Below are 19,201 nucleotides of genomic sequence, written 5' to 3'. Positions count from 1 at the left end.
ATTAGGTGACAAAATGACAAGAACAGGCAAACGTAATTTCACACCAGAATTTCGGTTAGAAGCTGCTCAATTAGTTGTTGATCAAGGTTATTCCGTTCGAGAAGCAGCAGAAGCGATGAGCGTTGGTAAGTCGACAATGGATAAGTGGGTGCGTCAGCTTCGTAATGAACGCAAAGGCATCACCAGCAAAGCCAGCCCAATGACACCAGAGCAGTGTAAGATTAAAGAGCTTGAGAAAAAGATAAAACGCATTGAATTAGAAAAGGAAATTCTAAAAAAGGCTACCGCTCTCTTGATGTCGGACTCGATGAACAATTTAAACTAATTAAACGACTCAAAGAGAGCTATGCGGAATTCACCATTTGCCAAACATTTAATGTTCATCGCAGTAGCTTTAAGTATTGGAATAAGCGCTCTAAGAAGCCGAATAGCAAGCAATTAAAAGAAATCGCTGTCGTTAAGCAAATCCACCGTGAAAGTAATGGCGCAGCGGGTTCTCGTACAATATCCACGATAGCGATAGACCGTGGCTATGATATTTCACGTTTCAGGGCGACAGGCTATATGAAACGTTTAGGCTTGGTGAGTTGCCAGTTACCGAAGCACCGTTATAGAAAAGTAAATCAAGAGCATGTGGCGATACCTAACCATCTCAATCAGCAGTTTGATGTGGTTAAGCCGAATCAGGTTTGGTGCGGTGATGTTACGTATATCTGGGTTGGCAATCGCTGGGCTTATTTAGCAGTTGTTATTGATTTATTTGCGAGAAAACCGATTGGTTGGGCAATGTCTCTATCGCCTGATACAGCATTGACGAGCAAAGCACTGATGATGGCTTATGAGATGCGTGGTAAGCCTAAAGGTGTGATGTTCCATAGCGACCAAGGGACGCATTACACCAGCCGAAGCTACCGTCAATTGCTATGGCGTTGTCAGATAAAGCAAAGCATGAGTCGCCGTGGTAATTGTTGGGATAATAGCCCGATGGAGCGATTCTTTAGAAGTTTAAAAACAGAATGGATACCCACAACGGGTTACCGTTCCTTTACTGAAGCTAGAGCTGAAATAACACACTATATTGTTGGTTATTACAGCTCAGTTAGGCCGCATCACTACAATGCTGGTTTAACCCCAAATGAGTCAGAGAAAAGATACTGGCTTGAATACAAAACCGTGGCCAATTTAAGTTGACCACTACAATGTTTCAAAAGGAAGTTTAATGAGCAAAGTTGTTTTAGTGACAGGAGGTAGCCGAGGAATTGGTGCCGCAACTTCTATCTATTTAGGAAAACAAGGCTACTCGGTCTGTGTGAATTACCGTTCAAATGAGTCAGAAGCCATTAAAGTGGTCACTGAAATACAACAAAATGGAGGTTCTGCTATAGCACTGCAAGCCGATGTATCGCAGGAGAACGAGGTAAATATTCTTTTTCAGAAGATCGACGAAACATTGGGAAAAGTTACGCATTTAGTAAACAACGCAGGAATTTTACTGCCACAAATGCCTGTTTCCGAGATGACAGCGGATAGAATTAATAAAATGCTGACAACCAATGTCACTAGCTACTTTTTATGTAGCAGAGAAGCAATAAAAAGAATGGTAAATGGTGGCTCAATCGTCAATGTTTCGTCTGCAGCCGCCAGGCTCGGTTCTCCTCATGAGTATGTGGATTATGCCGCATCAAAAGGAGCTATAGATACGCTAACAAAAGGCTTATCGTTTGAGGTAGCTGGTAAAAACATTCGGGTGAACTGTGTCCGCCCTGGATTTATTTATACAGAAATGCACGCTGACGGTGGCGAAGCAAATAGAGTCGAGCGAGTTAAACAACAAATTCCATTGCAACGTGGGGGCAGTCCAGAAGAAGTTGCTGCGGCTATAGCGTTTCTTTTATCAAACCAGGCTTCTTTTGTAACAGGCTCTTTTGTTGATATCGCTGGTGGTAAATAGTTAGCTTGCGCTAATCAATATCATCCAGCGGCCAAGTGACGATATAGTCTTCATAAAACGATAAATCGACTTCATTGTCTTTAAGGATTTTACCGCGTACAGACATCCCTGCTTTGTGCATGGCTGCTTTTTTGCCTTTATGCAATAGCGGGTGCCAACTTGGCATACCGCGACCTTCACGCAAGCGACGATAGGTGCAGCTTGGCGGCATAAAGAACACATCGTCTAGGTTGTCTTGAGTCAGGCGCACGCAATCCGGTACTAATTGAGTGCGTTTTGCGTATTGGGTACAGCCACAGGTTTTATCATTGAGTAGATGGCAAGCAATATTGGAATACAACATTTGCTCACCTTCGTTGATATAGTCGGTTGGTTTTAGCTCGTCGTGTTCTTCCGTTTCATCGTCCTCGATAAATTTATGCAGACAACATTTGGCACAGCCGTCACATAATGACTCCCATTCTTGTCGAGTCATCTCTTCCAGCGATTTTACTTCCCAAAATGGTTTAATATCAGGTGTGTTTTTTACTGCTGGTTTCTTTGGTTTAGCTGATTTTGCTTGCTTCGCCATAGTTGCTGTATCTGCCTTTTGGTTATAGAAAAATAACGGATTAAGAAAGTTAACGTATAAAGAAAACTAGGAGCGGCGCATTATACACACTCTTCGGCGATGAATCTTTTCCTGTTTCATCCTATTTACCAAGCCTAGTTTAAGTGAGCTTAGTTTAACCAAGTTTAAACTAAGCTGCTTAAGCGAAGCCGATTGCGATAATCGGCTTGAGCTTGTTTAAGTTAGGCTACTTGTGTTGAAAACTGATGGTTAAGTAAGGTTAAGTTTAGCTGATCGCCGCTAACCAGTGGCGCAACGCCTTTGGGAGTACCTGTCATCACAATATCGCCCGGCAATAAGGTAAATTCGCGGCTAATAATCACCAATAAATCGCGCATGCTGCGCATCATCAGTTCAGTATTGCCTTGCTGCCTAAGCTCATTATTCACGCTTAAACCAAAAGTAATATTCGTTAAGTCGTGACCTTGCGCTTTAACCTCTTCAAGCTTGATAAACGGTGACATCGGCGCTGATAAATCAAATGACTTTGAGCGCTCCCATGGTCGCCCTAATTGCTTTAACTCTTTTTGCACATCACGCAAGGTTAAGTCTAAACCAATGCCGCATCCCCAAATCGCATCATCAACTTCTTCAATTGAAGCATTGGACAAGATTTGTTTGATCAGAATCGTCACTTCTACTTCGTTATGGCATTCACCGCGATCGTCACGAATAACCAAAGGCTCAGCCAAAGCACAAAGCGTCGTATTCGGTTTTAAAAACAGCACCGCCTCTTCGTTGGCAATGCTGTTCATTTCCTGAATATGGTCAAGATAGTTCTGCCCAACGCAAACGACCTTGCCAATAGGCAAATCAATCGCTGCACCGTTAATATCCTTATGTTGATAATTGTTTATCATTTACTGCTCCTGTTACCCAACCTTCCAGCACGACAACTATTTAGGTGTTAGTGCTAACTACTTAATGGGTGGAAACTTTATATGATCCGATAAGTGCCCTACCGAGCTAACAAAGTAGTACGACAAGTTCCAGTGCATTAAGCTTTTGTAGTTATCGTATGCTAGGTAAGCACGCCCTTTCTCGTCGTCAGGGAAAACTAATGCCGCTTTAACATCGACTTTTGGCAATGCGGTGCCATCGGTGCGACGAATGCCTAGCTCTTGCCATTCTTGCAAGGTCTTTTCGGTATTTGCCCACGCTTTTAACCAATTTTTACGGCTGCCGGTATTTTTAGGGATCGCCAGTGAAATATCGAAACCTTCTGGTAATTTGACCTGTCGGCCCCATGTTAGGTCATCATTCCAACCTTCAGATTTTAGGTAGTTAGCCATAGAGGCAAATACATCTGCCTGATTCCCCCAGATATCTTTTTTACCATCGCCATCGCCATCAACCGCATAGCTGATAAACGAGGTTGGCATAAATTGGTTTTGCCCCATGGCACCAGCCCAAGAGCCTTTCATGTTATCAACTTTGATATGACCTTCATCCAAAATGGTCAAGGCTGCCCAAAGTTGCTTTTTAAAGAAGGCCTCGCGGCGACCTTCATACGCTAGTGTTGATAGTGCAGAAACGACGTTGTAGTTACCCATAATTTTGCCAAAGTTGGTTTCAAGCCCCCATAAGGCGACAATAAAGCGCGGCTGTACACCATATTCTTCACCCACTTTGGTCAATAGTTCTTTGTGCTCTTTATAAAGCCTACGGGCGCGGTCAACTTTCCATTTTGGTAAGCGTTTTGGTAAGTAAGTATCAAGAGTTTCAACGCGCTCAGGCTGATTGCGATCCGCTTTTACCGCGCGCTTATAAAAGGTGATATTGGCAAAGGTTTGGTCAACAAAGGTTTGGCTAAAGCCTTTTGCTAACGCTTCAGCTTTTAACTGTTCAACGTAAGTTTCATAACTTGGCTTGGCTTGTTCTTGGTTAGCGACATTATCAGCGTTTGCCATCGCTAATTGAGGTAAACTTACCGAGCCCGCTAACATAGCAATTACTGAGGCGGTTTTAAGAAAACGACTGTTGATAATTTGATGATAAAAACGATTCATTACGCGTCCTTATTATTTTTAATATTCGGGGCTGCTAATATTGGGTAATTTTTACTTGCTGGCTCTTCTCAGCTCTTTTTATATAGGCAAAGACACTATTGTTACTGGAATAGCTGAATGCCAGCTTATTCTTCCGAAGCAATAGTTTTGCCTTGTTGTTTTAACATTTCTTTATGTTGGTCGAGCAAATTTTCTTGTGGTGGTGGTAGCTGAAGATAGAAACCTTGTTCACTCAAGCTTTCTTTCACTTTATCAATATCTGCCAGTGCCAGCTTTTCCTGCTTGGTTAAATTCACCATGGTCACTAACACAGGTGTGCCAAAGGTTTTCATTAAGGCTTCTGGCACGTCAGAGAAATCGTCGCGTTTGTTAACAAAGAGGTAAGTTTGGTCTTTTTTCGGACTACGGTAAACCGCACATAATCCAGTCGGCGCACTTGGCATTTTTTTCAGCCTATTAATGGAAAAACAATAGAGGCCGCAATATAACATGTCGGGCGGTGTATGTTTATCATTAGTGGCTGATAATTGTTAGTAATTGAAATGGCGCCAAACAGTGATGATTTGGCGCTATTAATTAGATGTAGGGATAGCAACTATCAAGTGCTAAGTGAGATTGTTACTTGATACAGTAGCTGCTTGAATCCCCAGCTACTTAAAACAACGACTACTTAAAACCGCGATCAGCAAAGTCAATCAACGCATCACCTGCAATTGGCTTACGCCATGAGTTGATCAATTCAACTGCCGCTTGTGATTGGTCGGCGCCGTTCAATTTAAAGTAAAACGATAGAAACTGGTTAATCTGTTTTTTTGAGGCCAAACATTCAATTGCTAACTCGTGCTTATCAGCCACTAGCTGTAGAAAGTGTTTCACTTGCTTAAAGGTTTGTTTGTAACCTGGGTATTCATCCAAGCGGCGCAGTTTTGCAGGGTATGCGTCTTCTGGTGTTTGCGCTGCTTGCTTAAGCACGTTAATCATCGCCTTACCTTGATACCGTACGTCTAGCGCTTCCACCCCTTCAATATTTGCCATCGCGCGGGCACTCATCGGCGAACGCTGCGCCACTAGCTGCAAGGTGTGATCTTTAGCAATAAAACTGAGTGGCTGATCTTTCGTCACTGCTTTTTGATAGCGCCAACTGGCTAAAAATTTAAGGTTATTAAGCTGCTTAGGTGATAACTTCCACGCCAATTTAACGTTTTGATAAAGCGTGTCTGGGTCAATTGCCTGATACTTTTTCGCAATCATATTGGCTGATTCTTGCTGGCTAGCCGCTAACCACCCCTTCGCTTCAATATCAGCCAAGAGTTTAGGGAATAGCGTATACAAATGCTCAACATCGGCGGCAGCGTATTTCAGCTGATTATCAGTCAATGGTCGCTTCGTCCAATCGGTGCGCGATTCCGACTTATCCAGCTCGATATCTAAATAATGCTTAACCATGGCCGCATACCCTAGTGATAAGCCATGGCCTAAGAAAGTCATCATCACTTGGCTATCAATCAGGTTTTGTGGCGGCTTAGCACCTGCTGTCAGAAAAACTTCTAAGTCTTCAGAGCACGCATGCAACACCTTAGTGATGGCTGGATTTTCCAACAATTGCCAAAAAGGTGATAAATCGTCTAGTGCCAATGGGTCAATCAGCGCGACTTGCTCGCCATCGCACACTTGCAATAAACCAAGCTTAGGCACTAAGGTTCGAGTACGAACGAATTCGGTATCCACGGTTAGCAGCTCAGCGGCTGATAATGACTCACATAGGGCAGTAAATTCGGCTTGGGTTTGGATAAAACGTTTTTGCACGCAAGCACACCTTTTTAAATTCTGAATATTTATATCGTTTGATTAACTAAGCTCTTTACTGGTTGCATTCGACAACGTATTTACTGAATGCAAATTTCTCTAAGTACAAATTTTTCCCAAGTAAAGAGAAACTGTCAGGCGCTTTTAAGGGAATGAAGAATAGCAAGTTACGCCAGAAACTAAAACAGCCCATCTGCAAGCAGAAAGGCTGTTTTGGTATTTTGGCTATTTTTTACAACAAGCGCTAGCCACAAGCGCTTACACGAAAAAGCTACTTGCGGTTGCGGCGCACCGATTGTTTGTGGCGTTGTTGATGCTTCTTAACGCTGCGACGAATACGGCGATTCTTAGCGTTGTCGATCATCTTCTCGTTCACTTTCACTTTCGAATCAGTCTCTGGCTTAAGCTGCACCGCTTTGCGGTAATAGTTGACATCTTTTAAGCCAAGCTCTGTCCAACCGCCCACTGGCAGTTGACGTTGCAATTCGATATCACCGTAGCGCACGCGAATTAAGCGGCTCACTTGAACGTCTTGGCTTTCCCATAAACGGCGGACTTCGCGGTTACGACCTTCGGAAAGCACCACATGGAACCAGTGATTACGGCCTTCACCACCACGATACATAATTTGTTGGAACTTGGCAGGGCCATCTTCCAGTTTTACGCCGTGGCGTAAACGCTGCAACATCGCCTCGTCTACTTCACCAAATATGCGCACCGCATATTCACGCTCAATTTTGTGCGATGGGTGCATTAAACGGTTGGCAAGCTCACCATCTGTGGTGAATAACAACATACCTGAGGTGTTAATATCTAAACGACCCACGGCTATCCAACGACCATTTTCTAACGGTGGTAGGCGATCAAATACTGTTGGGCGACCTTCTGGGTCTTTGCGCGTACACATTTCACCTTCCGGCTTGTTGTACATTAACACGCGACAAATTTGCTCTTGCTCGGGTTTGATGTTGACCTGATGACCGTCAACTCGTATCTGCTCTGTTCCTTCGACACGATCGCCAAGGAATGCTGTTTTACCGTTCACACTGACGCGTCCTGCGCTGATCACCGCTTCCATTTCTCGGCGGGATCCTTTACCTGCTCGCGCAAGCACTTTCTGTAATTTTTCAGACATAGGTCTTTATCTCGATACGTCAGTAGTTATGCACTTCTGACTCATTAACAACATATTTGTTTTGTGCTGCTTTTAGTTACTGCTTGTGAGCTTGATTGCTAGTTTTATTGCTAGCTCTCGTGCTCCAGTAGCGACGCTTCAACAGCATGGCTAGCATGATCGGCTTGGCTAATTGGCATTAACTCAGGTAGCTGAGTTAGGGAGTTCAAGCCAAAATACGCTAAAAACTCAGGTGTTGTGACATAAAGTGCTGGTCGACCTGGCACCTCTTTATAACCGTCAGTTTTTACCCAAGCGCGTTCAGTAAGTGTTTTTATTATATAACTACTTACCGCAACTCCGCGAATTTCTTCAATTTCTGCGCGCGTGATGGGTTGCTTGTAGGCAATTACTGCTAGGGTCTCCATCATCGCCGGCGAGATTTTACTGGTTTTCTCTTTTTGGATCGACTGAATTAATGGTTTTACTTCAGTATTTGTTTGAAAACGATAACCGCCAGCCACCATTGCCAGTTGAATACCGCGATTTTGATAAGTAGTGACTAGCGCTGCCAGCTCGTCTTTAATCGCTTTTAAGGTAAAACCTCGCCCAGTTTGCTCTTGAATATGGCTGCGCAATTGCTTTGGTGTTAGCGGTTTTTCTGCCGCAAAAATCAAGGCTTCAAGCATGACGCTAAGCTTAGTTGTATTGTTGTTGGTTGTATTATTGCTGGCTGGAGTGTCGATATCAGTTGTCATTGGTTGTTAAACGTTAAGCTGTATTTAGTTGCACATAAAGCTGTTCAGCTACTATATCGCAGCTAATTTTTTGTAGTTTTAATAATTCCAGTAGCGCCAGAAATGTTACCACTGCGCCTTGTCGCCCTTCTTCAACGATCAGCAATTGCACTAAGGTTTGCGGCTCTACCGTTGACGCCAATATCGATAAAATGTGCGCCATTTTAACGTGAGTAGCAATCGCTTCTCGTTGCACGTGATGATGCTCAAAATTGGCTTGGCTTTTTAGCACTCGCTGAAAAGCACTAACTAAGTCGGCGAGTGATACTTCATCAAACTTGGTTGGCTGCTCGTGCAGCTCGCCATAGCCTTTAATAAAGAAATCACGCTCTTCTCGCGGCAAATGCGAAAGCTCATAAGCAGCAGTTTTAATTTGCTGATATTCCTGCAACCGTTTAACCAGTTCAGCACGCGGATCGTCTTCGTCTTCCTCCACTTCAATGGTGGGCAGCAGCAATTTGGATTTAATATGAGCGAGGGTTGCCGCCATCACTAAGTATTCGGCCGACAAGTCCATTTGTTGCTGTTCCATTTGCTCAATATAACTAAAATACTGGGCGGTGATTGGCGCTATCGGCAAGTCGGCGATATCAAACTTTTGTTTTTTGATCAGGTACAGCAATAAATCAAGCGGCCCTTCAAATTCATCTAAGCGAATTTCTAACGCCGCATCAGGAATGTAAAGATCTGAGGGTTTATCAACGAATGCTTCCCCCCTGATCATCGCAAGGGGTAACTCTTGCTGTTCCATGAAAGTACTAAATTCTTTGTAGCTTATGAACTAAATGGCTCAGCATCGCCTTCGCCAACACGTAAGACTTCCACTTCACCCTCGGAAAAATCAATCACTGTTGTTGGATGCTCGCCTAAGTAACCACCGTTGAGAATTAAATCGACGCGTTTTTCAAGAATATCGCGGATATGTTCGGGATCGTATTCCGCCATCGCTTCACCCGGCATAATTAAGGTGGTCGACATTAGTGGTTCACCCAATTCTTCCAAAAGGGCTTGTGCGATTGCGTTGTCTGGGATGCGGATACCGATGGTTTTCTTTTTCGGATTCATCAGGCGGCGCGGAACTTCTTTAGTCGCTTTGAAGATAAAGGTATAAGCGCCCGGCGTATTGTTTTTCATTAAGCGAAATGCCGTGTTATCAACTTTCGCGTATTCGGAAAGCTCTGATAAATCGCGACAAACCAAGGCAAAATCATGGTCCATATCGATATGGCGAATTTGGCAGATACGCTCCAATGCTTTCTTATCACCTAAGTGACAACCGAGCGCATAGCCTGAATCGGTTGGGTAAACCACGACGGCGCCCTCTTTGATCATGGCTGCAGCTTGCTTCATTAAACGCCCTTGCGGGTTTTCTGGGTGAACGTAAAAAAACTGACTCATAACAGGTACCTTAGTGTCACTCGCTGCGGTTACCAGTGAGCTTTTATTTAGTTAATGTATTTAGTTAATGTGTTGTTTGAATGTGTTGCTTTTGAATTTATATAATCATTGGCAGTTGGCATTCAGTTAGCCCAACGATAAGCTAGCCCCGCCTTTAATGACCAAATAACTGCCAAATGGGTTTTACTTGCTCAGGCATGATTAAATTGCGCCCCAAGTCGCTCCATTTGCTCGGGTAATGAAAATCTGAGCCAAGCGATGCATATAAATCATATTCTAGACAAAAGGTTAGCATAAGTCGCCTTTGGTCTGGATTCATTTGTGGCAGCACAATTTCCATACCATCACCGCCTGCCGCTTTAAAATCTAAAATCAGGCGACGTAACCATTTCGAGGTCATATCATAGCGCATAGGATGCGCCAACACTGCTACGCCGCCTGCTTGATGAATCACGTCGACGGCTTTGGCAATATCGCACCACAATGGCTTTACAAAAGCGCGTTTTCCTTTGCCGATATATTTATCAAACGCCGATTGCATGGTGCTCACCTGACCTTCGTCATGCAGCACACGGGCAAAGTGCGCACGGGTAATCGTCCCTTCACCGACCAGCGCCTTAGCTTTTTCCAGCATATTGGGAAAGCCGCATTTGGCAAGCTTCTCGCCCATTTGTATGGCACGCGATTCACGGGCATTTTGCTGCTCGCTGATCAAGGCTTGCAGCGCTTGGCTTTCTGGGTCTATGTTCAGGCCAACAATATGAATTTCAAAATTCTGCCACATCGTAGAGATTTCAATGCCATATACCAAGCTTAACGGCAGAGCTTGCTCACTAATATGCTGCTTTGCGACCTCAAGCCCAGCCACCGTATCGTGATCAGTAATGGCCAATACATCTAGTTGAAAGTTTACCGCTCGCTCCACTAGTTCCTGTGGTGATAACTTGCCATCGGAAAAGTTGGTGTGGGAATGTAAATCAAAGCGCATAGGCTTGCTTGTTTTTTCAGCAGTCGAGTTAGGTGCAGAGCTTTCTGGTGCAATCAGTGACATAAAATAAAATCAGGTATTGACATAAAAACAGAATTGATGTCTTCTATTAGGGCTTTTATTCTACGAGAATAAAGCGATTTTTCATAACTAAACACTCAGATAAACAAAAATTAGTTAAACACAAATTAAAACGATTAAAAGAAATAAAGCAGCAAGCGATGACACAAGCACAACAATCATTACAAGCAATTTGGTGGTGGCATAATCCAACGTAGGTGGGTTGTGAGCTTTTGTGCATGATGTGAAAACTGTGTAACAAGAAAAGATTCCGAAAACCCGCCCACTGGCGGGTTTTCTCGTTTTAAGCTTCTCATTTTAAGCTTCTATGTTTTAAGCAAGAAAAAATTTTAAACCTAAATTATTCGAAACAAAGAAACTAAGACGCAAACAGCGTTAAAAGGAAAACAACAATGTTAACAACCAAAGTAAAAAGTTGGTTTATTTGGTGGCTTCAGCCCATTTATGCCGGATGACAACTCAAAGTAAAATCACACATAGGATAAAATAAACCATGATTATTGTACTTAAGCCGCAAGCAACCGAAGCGGACGCCAACGAAATTCTCGATAAAATAGCCTCACTTGGGCTAAAACCACTATACATGCCAGGTATTGAGCGTACTGTACTAGGCGCACTTGGCGATGAACGCATTCTTAACCAACTTCATTTAGACGCCTACCCTATGGTGGATGAAGTCAAACCTGTCCTTAGCCCATACAAGCTCGTTAGCCGCGAACTGCAAGCGCATGACTCAATTGTTTCCATCGGTGGCGTAAAAATAGGCGGTGGTAATTTTACTGTAATTGCTGGCCCTTGCTCGGTGGAATCAGAGCAGCAATTATTTAGCGTGGCAGAAATGATCAAAGGCCACGGCGTTCCCCTGCTTCGCGGCGGCGCGTTTAAACCGCGCACCAGCCCATACAGCTTCCAAGGGCTAGGTGAAGAAGGCTTAAAGCTGTTGAAAGCTGCCAAACAAGCTTATGGCTTGCCAACCGTTTCAGAAATTATCGACCCAAGTGATGCCAAGTTAATGGCAGATTACATTGATTGCTTCCAGATCGGCGCACGCAATATGCAAAACTTCCGCTTATTAGAAGCCGTTGGTGCCCAGCAAAAGCCAGTATTATTAAAACGTGGCATGAGCGCGACCATCGAAGAATTGCTATTAGCCGCTGAGTACATCATTAACGCGGGTAATCCGAATGTGATTTTATGCGAACGCGGTATTCGCACTTTTGAAACCGCGACTCGTAATACGCTTGATTTAAATGCCGTTGCCTTGTTGAAAGAAAAAACCCATTTACCAGTTCTAGTAGACCCATCACATGGCACTGGCGTAAAATCCCTGATTAATCCTTTATCACGCGCTTCGGCAGCAGTTGGCGCTGACGGCATTATTGTTGAAGCCCATTTAAACCCGAAAGCAGCGCTTTCTGACGGGCATCAAGCATTAACCGCCGATGATTTTGCCAAGCTAATGGCCGATATTAAGCCCTTTGTGCAAGCCGCAGGCAAAAGCTTGTCAGCTTAAGATACGAATTACAGATTGAGAGACACGATGCAAACTACCCTCAATGCGACGCCCGGCGCGGTCAACACCTTATCAGGCGCCGCAGAATATCAACCGGATCCACTGGCGGTTTACCAGCAATTATGTGGTATTGACGCTGGCAACAAGCCCCATACGGTACTGTTAGAATCTGCTGAAATTGATAAAAAGCACGCGCTAAAAAGCCTGTTAGTCACTGACGCAGCGGTTAAAGTCACTTGCCACGGGTTAACCGTTACCCTTGAGCCATTATCGCTCAATGGTGAATCGGCCATTGAATTTGTCAGTAATGAACTGGCGGCCTATGCCAAAGTCAGCAAACAAGCAGCACATACATTAATTGAGTTTTCGCCTGTTGATGGCAACCTTGACGAGTTAACCCGCTTAAAAGCCCATAATGCTTTTGATGCACTACGTGTGTTTAAGCAAATTAATAATACCACTCACCACGAATTAGCGGTGATGCTGGCGGGTTGTTTCGCTTTTGATTTAATGGCAGTGGCAGAAAAGCTGCCTGAGGTTGATAACAGCCCAAATAGCTGCCCAGACTATGTATTCTATCTTGCTGAAACCATTGTCGTAATTGACCATGAAAAGCGCTCAACTGAGCTGATTGGCAATGTGTTTTCAGGGCCAGAGCAGCAAAAGTGCTACTTTGAAATTAGCCGCCGCTTATCAGAAATTAAAGCGCAGCTATCGAGCGTGATTGTTGCTAAGCCGCTGCAAGAAAAAGCCAATGCAGAAGTTACTGAAGTAAGCGTTGATATTTCAGACCAGGCCTTTTGCCACACGGTTGATGCCCTAAAAGAGCACGTGCGCGCCGGTGATATTTTCCAAGTGGTGCCGTCACGTACCTTTACCTTGCCGTGCGAACAACCGATTGTTGCTTACAAGAAACTTAAAGCATCGAACCCAAGCCCTTACATGTTCTTCTTGCAAGACAAAGACTTTGCCATGTTTGGCGCTTCACCAGAGTCGGCACTGAAATATCAAACCAGCAATAACCAAGTAGAGCTCTACCCCATTGCCGGTACGCGCCCTCGCGGTTTTAATGCTGACGGTAGCTTATCGCTTGATTTAGACAGCCGTATTGAGTTGGAGCTGCGCCAAGATCAAAAAGAAATGGCCGAGCATATTATGCTGGTAGACTTAGCTCGCAACGACATTGCCCGTGTGGCAGCGCCCGGTTCTCGCTACGTTGCAGAGTTGTTAAAAGTCGATCGCTACTCGCATGTCATGCACCTAGTATCACGCGTTTGCGGCCAATTAAAGCCAGAATTAGACGCCCTGCACGCTTATCAAGCCTGTATGAATATGGGCACGTTATCTGGCGCGCCAAAAGTAAAAGCCACCGAGCTTATTCGCAAGTTTGAAGGCAAGCGCCGTGGTAGCTACGGCGGTGCAGTGGGCTACATCACAGGTGAAGGTGAAATGGATACTTGTATTGTAATTCGCTCGGCCTTTGTTGAAAACGGCTTAGCCCATGTGCAAGCTGGTGCTGGTGTGGTGTACGATTCAGACCCGCAAGCGGAAGCCAACGAAACACGCCAAAAAGCACAAGCGGTGATCAACGCCATTAAAGCGGCTGAGATTTTGGTTGAAGTAGAAGAAGTAGGAGCTTGATTTTGAGTAGTACAATGATAGGTACAATGACAGACAAAATGACAAATTCAAATAGCCCTGCTCGACATATCGTAATGCTCGACAACCTAGACTCATTCACTTACAACCTAGTGGATGAGTTCTACCAATTAGGTTTTGAGCCAAAGGTATTTCGCAACACCTTAACTGCTGATTTTGTTATGTCGCAGCTAGAAGCCCTTTCTGGTGATGTGATGTTAGTTTTATCACCAGGACCTGGAGCGCCGCATCAAGCTGGCTGCTTAATGGAGCTGATCAGCAAAGCAGCAGGCAAATATCCAATTCTTGGGATTTGTTTGGGGCACCAAGCCTTAATTGAACACTATGGTGGCACTGTTGGCCGCGCCCCAAGTATTGTGCACGGTAAATCATCGCCAGTTCATCACAATGGCGAAGGTGCGTTTGCGGGGATTAATAACCCATTGCCTGTCGCCCGTTACCATTCATTGGTGGCAACCTCGATGCCGGATAACTTAACGGTGACCGCAACCACAGAAGAGCCGAATCAAAGTTTAGTGATGGCGATTGAACACAGCGATGATGCCGTCGTCGGTTTTCAGTTTCACCCTGAGTCTGTGCTAACCACCTATGGTAGCAACTTATTGGCACAAGCCATTGAGCGCGTATTCACCCTGTTTTCGTCATCAGAAAACGCTACCTCGATAGCTAATAGCGATAAATAAGCAAGGAATAAGCAAATTATGTCAACTGTTCTTAATACGTTAATCGACCAAGAAGCCCTTAGCCAAGCACAGGCGCAGGATTTTTTTGAGCAAATGATTCAAGGTGAAGTGGCACCAGAACTGCTTGCTTCCGTGCTAACTGCATTAAAAATCAAAGGTGAAACACCAGCTGAAATTGCCGGAGCGGCACTGGCAGTAAGAAATAATGCTACCGCTTTTCCAGCGTTAGATTTTGAAGTGACTGACTGTGTGGGTACCGGTGGTGATGGCGCGAATACTATTAACATTTCGACCACAGCAGCTATTCTAGCGGCAGCATGCGGTATTAAAATGGCAAAACACGGTAACCGCAGTGTTTCGTCAATGTCTGGCTCAGCGGATTTATTAGAAGCGCTTGGCGTGAACCTAACCATGTCGCCAGAAACCGCGGCGCACTGCTTACGCGAGGCAAACTTGTGTTTCCTATATGCGCCAGCTTATCATCCGGGCTTTAAACATGCCGCGCCCGTGCGTAAAGCCATGGGTGTGCGTACCCTGTTCAATATTTTAGGGCCATTGGTAAACCCAGCTGCGCCAAGCACTATGTTACTAGGCGTTTATACGCCAGACTTACTACCTGTGATGGCGGATGCGCTAGCCCTTACCGGTGTTAAACGCGGCTGGGTAGTGCACGGCAGCGGTTTAGATGAAATCGCTCTGCATGGTTCTACACAGATTATCGAAATCACACATGATGGTGAAAAGTGCGAGCAAGTCGCGAACACCATCACCCCTGAAGATTTCGGCCTGCAAGAATATACCTTGGAAGATATTAAAGGCGGCACACCAAAAGAAAATGCTCAGGCAATTCAAGCCATATTGGCAGGTCAAGGTAAGCCAGCGCACAATGCCGCTGTGATCATCAATGCTGCCGCTGTCTTATATCTGCACGGCAAAGCAGAAACCCTAGCAGGCGCCGCTTCACTTGCGGAAGATATGTTACTTTCGGGCCAAGCAGCGAAGACCTTAGCCGCGCTGGTTGAAGTCTCTAACCGAGAAGGAGCACAGGACTAATGGGTTCTTCAGCAAATAGTAATCAACCTACAAAAAATGTATTAGCAAAAATCGTTGAGGACAAAAAATTGGTGGTAGAAGCGTTGAAAAAATCGCTGCCACTGGAAAGCTTTATCAATGATTTAGTGCCAACGGAAAAAAGCTTGTACGATCGCTTAAGCGAGCCACAAGCGGGCTTTATTCTTGAATGTAAAAAAGCCTCACCGTCGAAAGGCTTAATTCGTCCTGATTTTGATGTTGAAGCAATTGCAACAATTTACGATAACTACGCGGCGGGTATTTCGGTATTAACCGACGAAAAATACTTCCAAGGGACCTTTGAGTACCTGCAACAAGTGACCGCAAAAGTCAAAGCGCCAGTACTGAATAAAGATTTCTTTATCGACACTTACCAAGTTTACTTGGCACGTCACTATGGTGCCGATGCCATTTTATTAATGCTGAGCGTGTTAGACGATAATGAGTATCGCGAGCTGGCTGAGGTCGCACAAAAGTACAACTTAGCGATCCTCACAGAAGTTTCAAACCAAGATGAATTAGACCGCGCATTGTCGCTAGATGCCAAGCTAATTGGCATAAATAACCGTAACTTACGGGATCTTTCAACCGATATCGAACGTACGTTTGAATTCGCTCCACAAATTCCAGACGGTAAGTTAGTGATCTCTGAATCCGGCATTTACACCAACGAAGAAGTTCGCTATTTAGCACCAGCGGTAGACGGCTTTTTAGTTGGCAGTTCAATCATGGCGCAAGACAATGTTGACAAAGCTTGTCGTCAGTTAATTTTCGGCCAACACAAAGTCTGTGGCTTAACAGACGCAGCAACAGCAACTGCAGTCAAACAAGCTGGTAGTTTGTACGGCGGATTGATTTTCGCAGAAAAATCGCCGCGCTATGTCACGCTAGCGCAAGCAGAGCGCATTGTAAAAGCCGAATCTGGCTTAGATTATGTCGGCGTATTTGTTGACGCAGAGGCTCAGCAAGTAGCTGAGTTTGCCAACACATTAGGGCTTAGCGCTGTGCAACTGCACGGCAATGAGTCAGCTGACTACATTGAATCGCTATCACCACTATTACCAGCGGGCTGCAAAGTATGGAAAGCCAAAGCGGTTACCGAGCAAGTGCCACCGCTTGATTTAGACGTTAACGGCTGGGTATTAGATGGCAAGTCGCCCGGCTCAGGTCAGCCATTTCCATGGCAAGTGTTAGCTGACACCGAACAAGCCTTATCAACTTGTTTATTGGCCGGTGGTATTGGCGTTGACAACATTGACGACGCCATCAAGGTAACGAACGAACAGCAATTAAAAGGGTTAGATATCAACTCAGGTGTTGAAACCAGCCCAGGTAAAAAATCACCAGCAAAAATTAATCAGGTTTTTGCTGAAATTAGGAATTACTAACATGACAGACACAGTTTCTACGAACATAGATTCTACAGATACCGCGGCAAAGCGCCTGTCACCTTACTTTGGTGACTTCGGCGGCATGTATGTCAGCGAACTTTTAGTCCCTGCCCTTGAACAACTTGAGCAGGCATTTATCGACTCACAAAAAGACGAAGACTTTCTAAACGAGTTTAACTCACTGCTACAAGAGTACGCAGGTCGTCCAACGCCATTAACGCTATGTCGTAACTTGGTGAAAAACCCATTAGCAAAAGTCTACCTAAAACGTGAAGACTTATTGCACGGCGGTGCTCATAAAACGAACCAAGTGTTAGGCCAAGCACTACTGGCAAAACGCATGGGCAAAACTGAGATCATCGCGGAAACGGGCGCTGGTCAACACGGCGTGGCTTCAGCAATCGCTTGTTCACTGCTGGGTTTAAAATGTCGCGTTTATATGGGCGCAAAAGACTGTGAACGCCAACAACCTAACGTATTCCGTATGCGTTTAATGGGCGCGGAAGTTATTCCAGTAACCGCAGGCAGCGGCACGCTAAAAGATGCGTGTAACGAAGCGCTGCGCGACTGGTCAGCAAGTTATGAAGACGCTCACTACCTACTAGGTACGGCGGCTGGCCCTCACCCATTCCCAACAATTGTGCGTGAATTCCAGAAAATGATTGGTGAAGAAGCAAAAGCGCAATTATTGGCACAAGAAGGTCGTCTACCCGACTACGTAATTGCTTGTGTCGGTGGTGGCTCGAACGCCATTGGTATGTTTAACGACTTCATTAAAGAAGAAGGCGTTAAGCTTATTGGTGTTGAAGCAGGTGGTAAAGGCGTTGAAACCCAGCACCATGGTGCTACCTTAACTGCCGGAACCAAAGGTATGCTGCACGGTAACTACACTTACATTATGCAAAACCCCGATGGCCAAATTGAAGAGTCTTACTCAGTTTCTGCCGGTCTAGATTACCCTGGTGTTGGCCCACAGCACGCTTTCTTAAAAGACACTGGCCGCGCTGAGTACGTTGCTATTAACGATGATGAAGCATTGGAAGCCTTCCAAGCCTTAGCCCGTAATGAAGGTATTATTCCAGCGCTTGAGTCTTCTCATGCCCTTGGTCAAGCCTTAAAAATGGCTGAGCAAGTAACCGAAGAAACCATTTTCTTAGTGAACCTTTCAGGCCGAGGCGATAAAGACTTAGCGCACGTTCACACGATTTTATCGCCAGAAACCGCTGAAGGAGGAGTAGCGTAATGACTCAAGCAGTAAGTAAAACGGGACAAGATCGCTACCAGCAGATGTTCGATCGTTTAGCTGAGCAAAACGAAGGGGCATTTGTGCCGTTCGTGACACTTGGCGACCCAGGTAAAGCCCAATCAATTAAAGTGATTAAAGCGCTTATCGACGCTGGTGCGGATGCGCTAGAGCTGGGCATTCCATTTTCAGACCCAAGTGCTGACGGCGTGGTCATTCAAATGGCCGGTATTCGCGCCCTTGCTGCGGGTATCTCCACGGACGATTGCATTGATATTTTAAAAGAAATTCGCGCCTACGCACCGCAAGTGCCAATTGGTTTATTGCTCTACGGTAACTTAGTGTTCTCGCGTGGCATTTCACGTTTTTACGAAGAAATGAGTAATGCGGGCGTCGATTCTATTTTGATTGCCGATGTGCCAATTCGCGAAAGTGCACCATTTAGAAAAGCCGCCCTCGACAATGGCATTGCGCCAATCTTTATTGCGCCGCCAAACGCAACGCAAGCAACGTTAAAAGAAGTGGCAGCATTTAGCCAAGGCTACACTTATGTGCTTGGCCGCGCAGGTGTAACGGGCGCTGAAACTAAAGCGACAATGCCAGCAGATAACTTGATTAACAGCTTAACCGAGTTTAACGCGCCACCACCGGTACTGGGGTTTGGTATTTCAGCACCTGAGCAAGTGGCTGCGGCAATTAAATCAGGCGCAAAAGGTGCGATTAGTGGCTCTGCAACGGTGAAAATCATCGAGCAAAACCTCAATGATGAAGACAAAATGTTAGCTGAGCTAGCCAGCTTTGTCTCTGCAATGAAGGCAGCGACTAAATAGGTTTAATCCACTTGTACTGAACGCAAAAGAGGGCTTAATTGCCCTCTTTTTAATTCA

At 45.1% G+C, this 19,201-nt stretch carries 19 protein-coding genes; 9 read left to right on the top strand and 10 right to left on the bottom strand.

Translation table 11 applies throughout. From position 1 onward, the window contains the following. The first annotated feature begins 13 nt into the window (after positions 1-13). Positions 14-1,191 (top strand): IS3 family transposase gene (locus tag DXX94_RS18040; RefSeq protein ID WP_116016061.1). Its coding sequence is split into 2 segments (ribosomal slippage): positions 14-281 and positions 281-1,191, totalling 1,179 coding nucleotides; the frame shifts between segments, so codons are not numbered across the junction. Between the two features lie 28 nt (positions 1,192-1,219). Beyond that, entirely contained in the window at positions 1,220-1,951 is a 732-nt protein-coding gene (locus tag DXX94_RS18035) for an SDR family oxidoreductase (RefSeq protein ID WP_116018047.1), read from the top strand. Positions 1,952-1,961: 10 nt separating this feature from the next. Here the strand turns inward: DXX94_RS18035 and DXX94_RS18030 are convergent, their stop codons facing one another. The 10 genes from DXX94_RS18030 to rnm all read right to left on the bottom strand — a co-directional run bounded on the left by DXX94_RS18030 (position 1,962) and on the right by rnm (position 10,673). Beyond that, positions 1,962-2,522: a YcgN family cysteine cluster protein gene (locus tag DXX94_RS18030; RefSeq protein ID WP_116018045.1), complete on the bottom strand. Its 561-nt coding sequence runs from the start codon at positions 2,520-2,522 to the stop codon at positions 1,962-1,964. A gap of 221 nt (positions 2,523-2,743) precedes the next feature. After that, the gene (locus DXX94_RS18025; RefSeq protein WP_116018043.1) at positions 2,744-3,421 is read right to left on the bottom strand and encodes a fumarylacetoacetate hydrolase family protein; all 678 of its coding nucleotides are present in this window, start codon (positions 3,419-3,421) and stop codon (positions 2,744-2,746) included. A gap of 57 nt (positions 3,422-3,478) precedes the next feature. After that, positions 3,479-4,471, bottom strand: coding sequence for a lytic murein transglycosylase (locus DXX94_RS18020; protein ID WP_116018637.1), 993 nt, complete (start codon positions 4,469-4,471; stop codon positions 3,479-3,481). A 224-nt stretch (positions 4,472-4,695) separates the two neighbouring features. Continuing rightward, on the bottom strand, positions 4,696-5,013 hold the full coding sequence (locus DXX94_RS18015; protein WP_116018041.1) for a YcgL domain-containing protein: 318 nt from the start codon (positions 5,011-5,013) through the stop codon (positions 4,696-4,698). 223 nt (positions 5,014-5,236) lie between these two features. Continuing rightward, complete coding sequence (gene rnd, locus DXX94_RS18010; RefSeq protein ID WP_116018039.1) at positions 5,237-6,376, bottom strand: ribonuclease D; 1,140 nt, start codon at positions 6,374-6,376, stop codon at positions 5,237-5,239. Positions 6,377-6,647: 271 nt separating this feature from the next. Next, positions 6,648-7,511, bottom strand: a complete 864-nt coding sequence (gene rluB / locus DXX94_RS18005) for a 23S rRNA pseudouridine(2605) synthase RluB (RefSeq protein WP_116018037.1) — start codon at positions 7,509-7,511, stop codon at positions 6,648-6,650. Positions 7,512-7,621: 110 nt separating this feature from the next. Then, the gene (gene scpB, locus DXX94_RS18000; RefSeq protein ID WP_116018035.1) at positions 7,622-8,248 is read right to left on the bottom strand and encodes an SMC-Scp complex subunit ScpB; all 627 of its coding nucleotides are present in this window, start codon (positions 8,246-8,248) and stop codon (positions 7,622-7,624) included. A 13-nt stretch (positions 8,249-8,261) separates the two neighbouring features. Then, positions 8,262-9,038 (bottom strand): segregation and condensation protein A, encoded by a 777-nt coding sequence (locus DXX94_RS17995; protein ID WP_116018033.1) that lies wholly within the window; start codon positions 9,036-9,038, stop codon positions 8,262-8,264. A gap of 23 nt (positions 9,039-9,061) precedes the next feature. Next, positions 9,062-9,685: an L-threonylcarbamoyladenylate synthase gene (locus DXX94_RS17990; RefSeq protein WP_116008543.1), complete on the bottom strand. Its 624-nt coding sequence runs from the start codon at positions 9,683-9,685 to the stop codon at positions 9,062-9,064. Positions 9,686-9,839: 154 nt separating this feature from the next. After that, on the bottom strand, positions 9,840-10,673 hold the full coding sequence (rnm, locus tag DXX94_RS17985) for an RNase RNM (protein ID WP_116018635.1): 834 nt from the start codon (positions 10,671-10,673) through the stop codon (positions 9,840-9,842). A gap of 574 nt (positions 10,674-11,247) precedes the next feature. Here rnm and aroF point away from each other — a divergent pair. From aroF to trpA, 7 genes are read left to right on the top strand one after another with little or no spacing between them, the layout of a single operon-like run. Beyond that, a complete protein-coding gene (gene aroF / locus DXX94_RS17980) occupies positions 11,248-12,267 on the top strand; it encodes a 3-deoxy-7-phosphoheptulonate synthase (RefSeq protein ID WP_116018031.1) in 1,020 nt (339 codons plus the stop codon). A gap of 27 nt (positions 12,268-12,294) precedes the next feature. Further along, entirely contained in the window at positions 12,295-13,908 is a 1,614-nt protein-coding gene (locus tag DXX94_RS17975; protein ID WP_116018030.1) for an anthranilate synthase component 1, read from the top strand. Positions 13,909-13,946: 38 nt separating this feature from the next. Continuing rightward, positions 13,947-14,609 carry an aminodeoxychorismate/anthranilate synthase component II gene (locus DXX94_RS17970; protein ID WP_441351114.1) on the top strand — a complete coding sequence of 221 codons (663 nt, stop codon included), beginning with the start codon at positions 13,947-13,949 and terminating at the stop codon, positions 14,607-14,609. Between the two features lie 18 nt (positions 14,610-14,627). Beyond that, complete coding sequence (gene trpD / locus DXX94_RS17965; protein WP_116018026.1) at positions 14,628-15,662, top strand: anthranilate phosphoribosyltransferase; 1,035 nt, start codon at positions 14,628-14,630, stop codon at positions 15,660-15,662. Next, on the top strand, positions 15,662-17,068 hold the full coding sequence (gene trpCF / locus DXX94_RS17960) for a bifunctional indole-3-glycerol-phosphate synthase TrpC/phosphoribosylanthranilate isomerase TrpF (RefSeq protein WP_116018024.1): 1,407 nt from the start codon (positions 15,662-15,664) through the stop codon (positions 17,066-17,068). Before trpD ends, trpCF begins: the two co-directional genes overlap by 1 nt. 1 nt (position 17,069) lies before the next feature. Then, on the top strand, positions 17,070-18,314 hold the full coding sequence (gene trpB, locus DXX94_RS17955; RefSeq protein WP_116018022.1) for a tryptophan synthase subunit beta: 1,245 nt from the start codon (positions 17,070-17,072) through the stop codon (positions 18,312-18,314). Next, positions 18,314-19,144, top strand: a complete 831-nt coding sequence (gene trpA, locus DXX94_RS17950; RefSeq protein ID WP_116018020.1) for a tryptophan synthase subunit alpha — start codon at positions 18,314-18,316, stop codon at positions 19,142-19,144. The genes trpB and trpA overlap by 1 nt, the downstream gene beginning before the upstream one ends. Positions 19,145-19,201: the final 57 nt, after the last annotated feature.

Source organism: Thalassotalea euphylliae (assembly GCF_003390375.1).
GTDB lineage: Bacteria > Pseudomonadota > Gammaproteobacteria > Enterobacterales > Alteromonadaceae > Thalassotalea_F > Thalassotalea_F euphylliae_A.
Note: the sequence above shows the minus strand (reverse complement) of the source record. Positions and strands in the feature narration are given on the sequence as shown.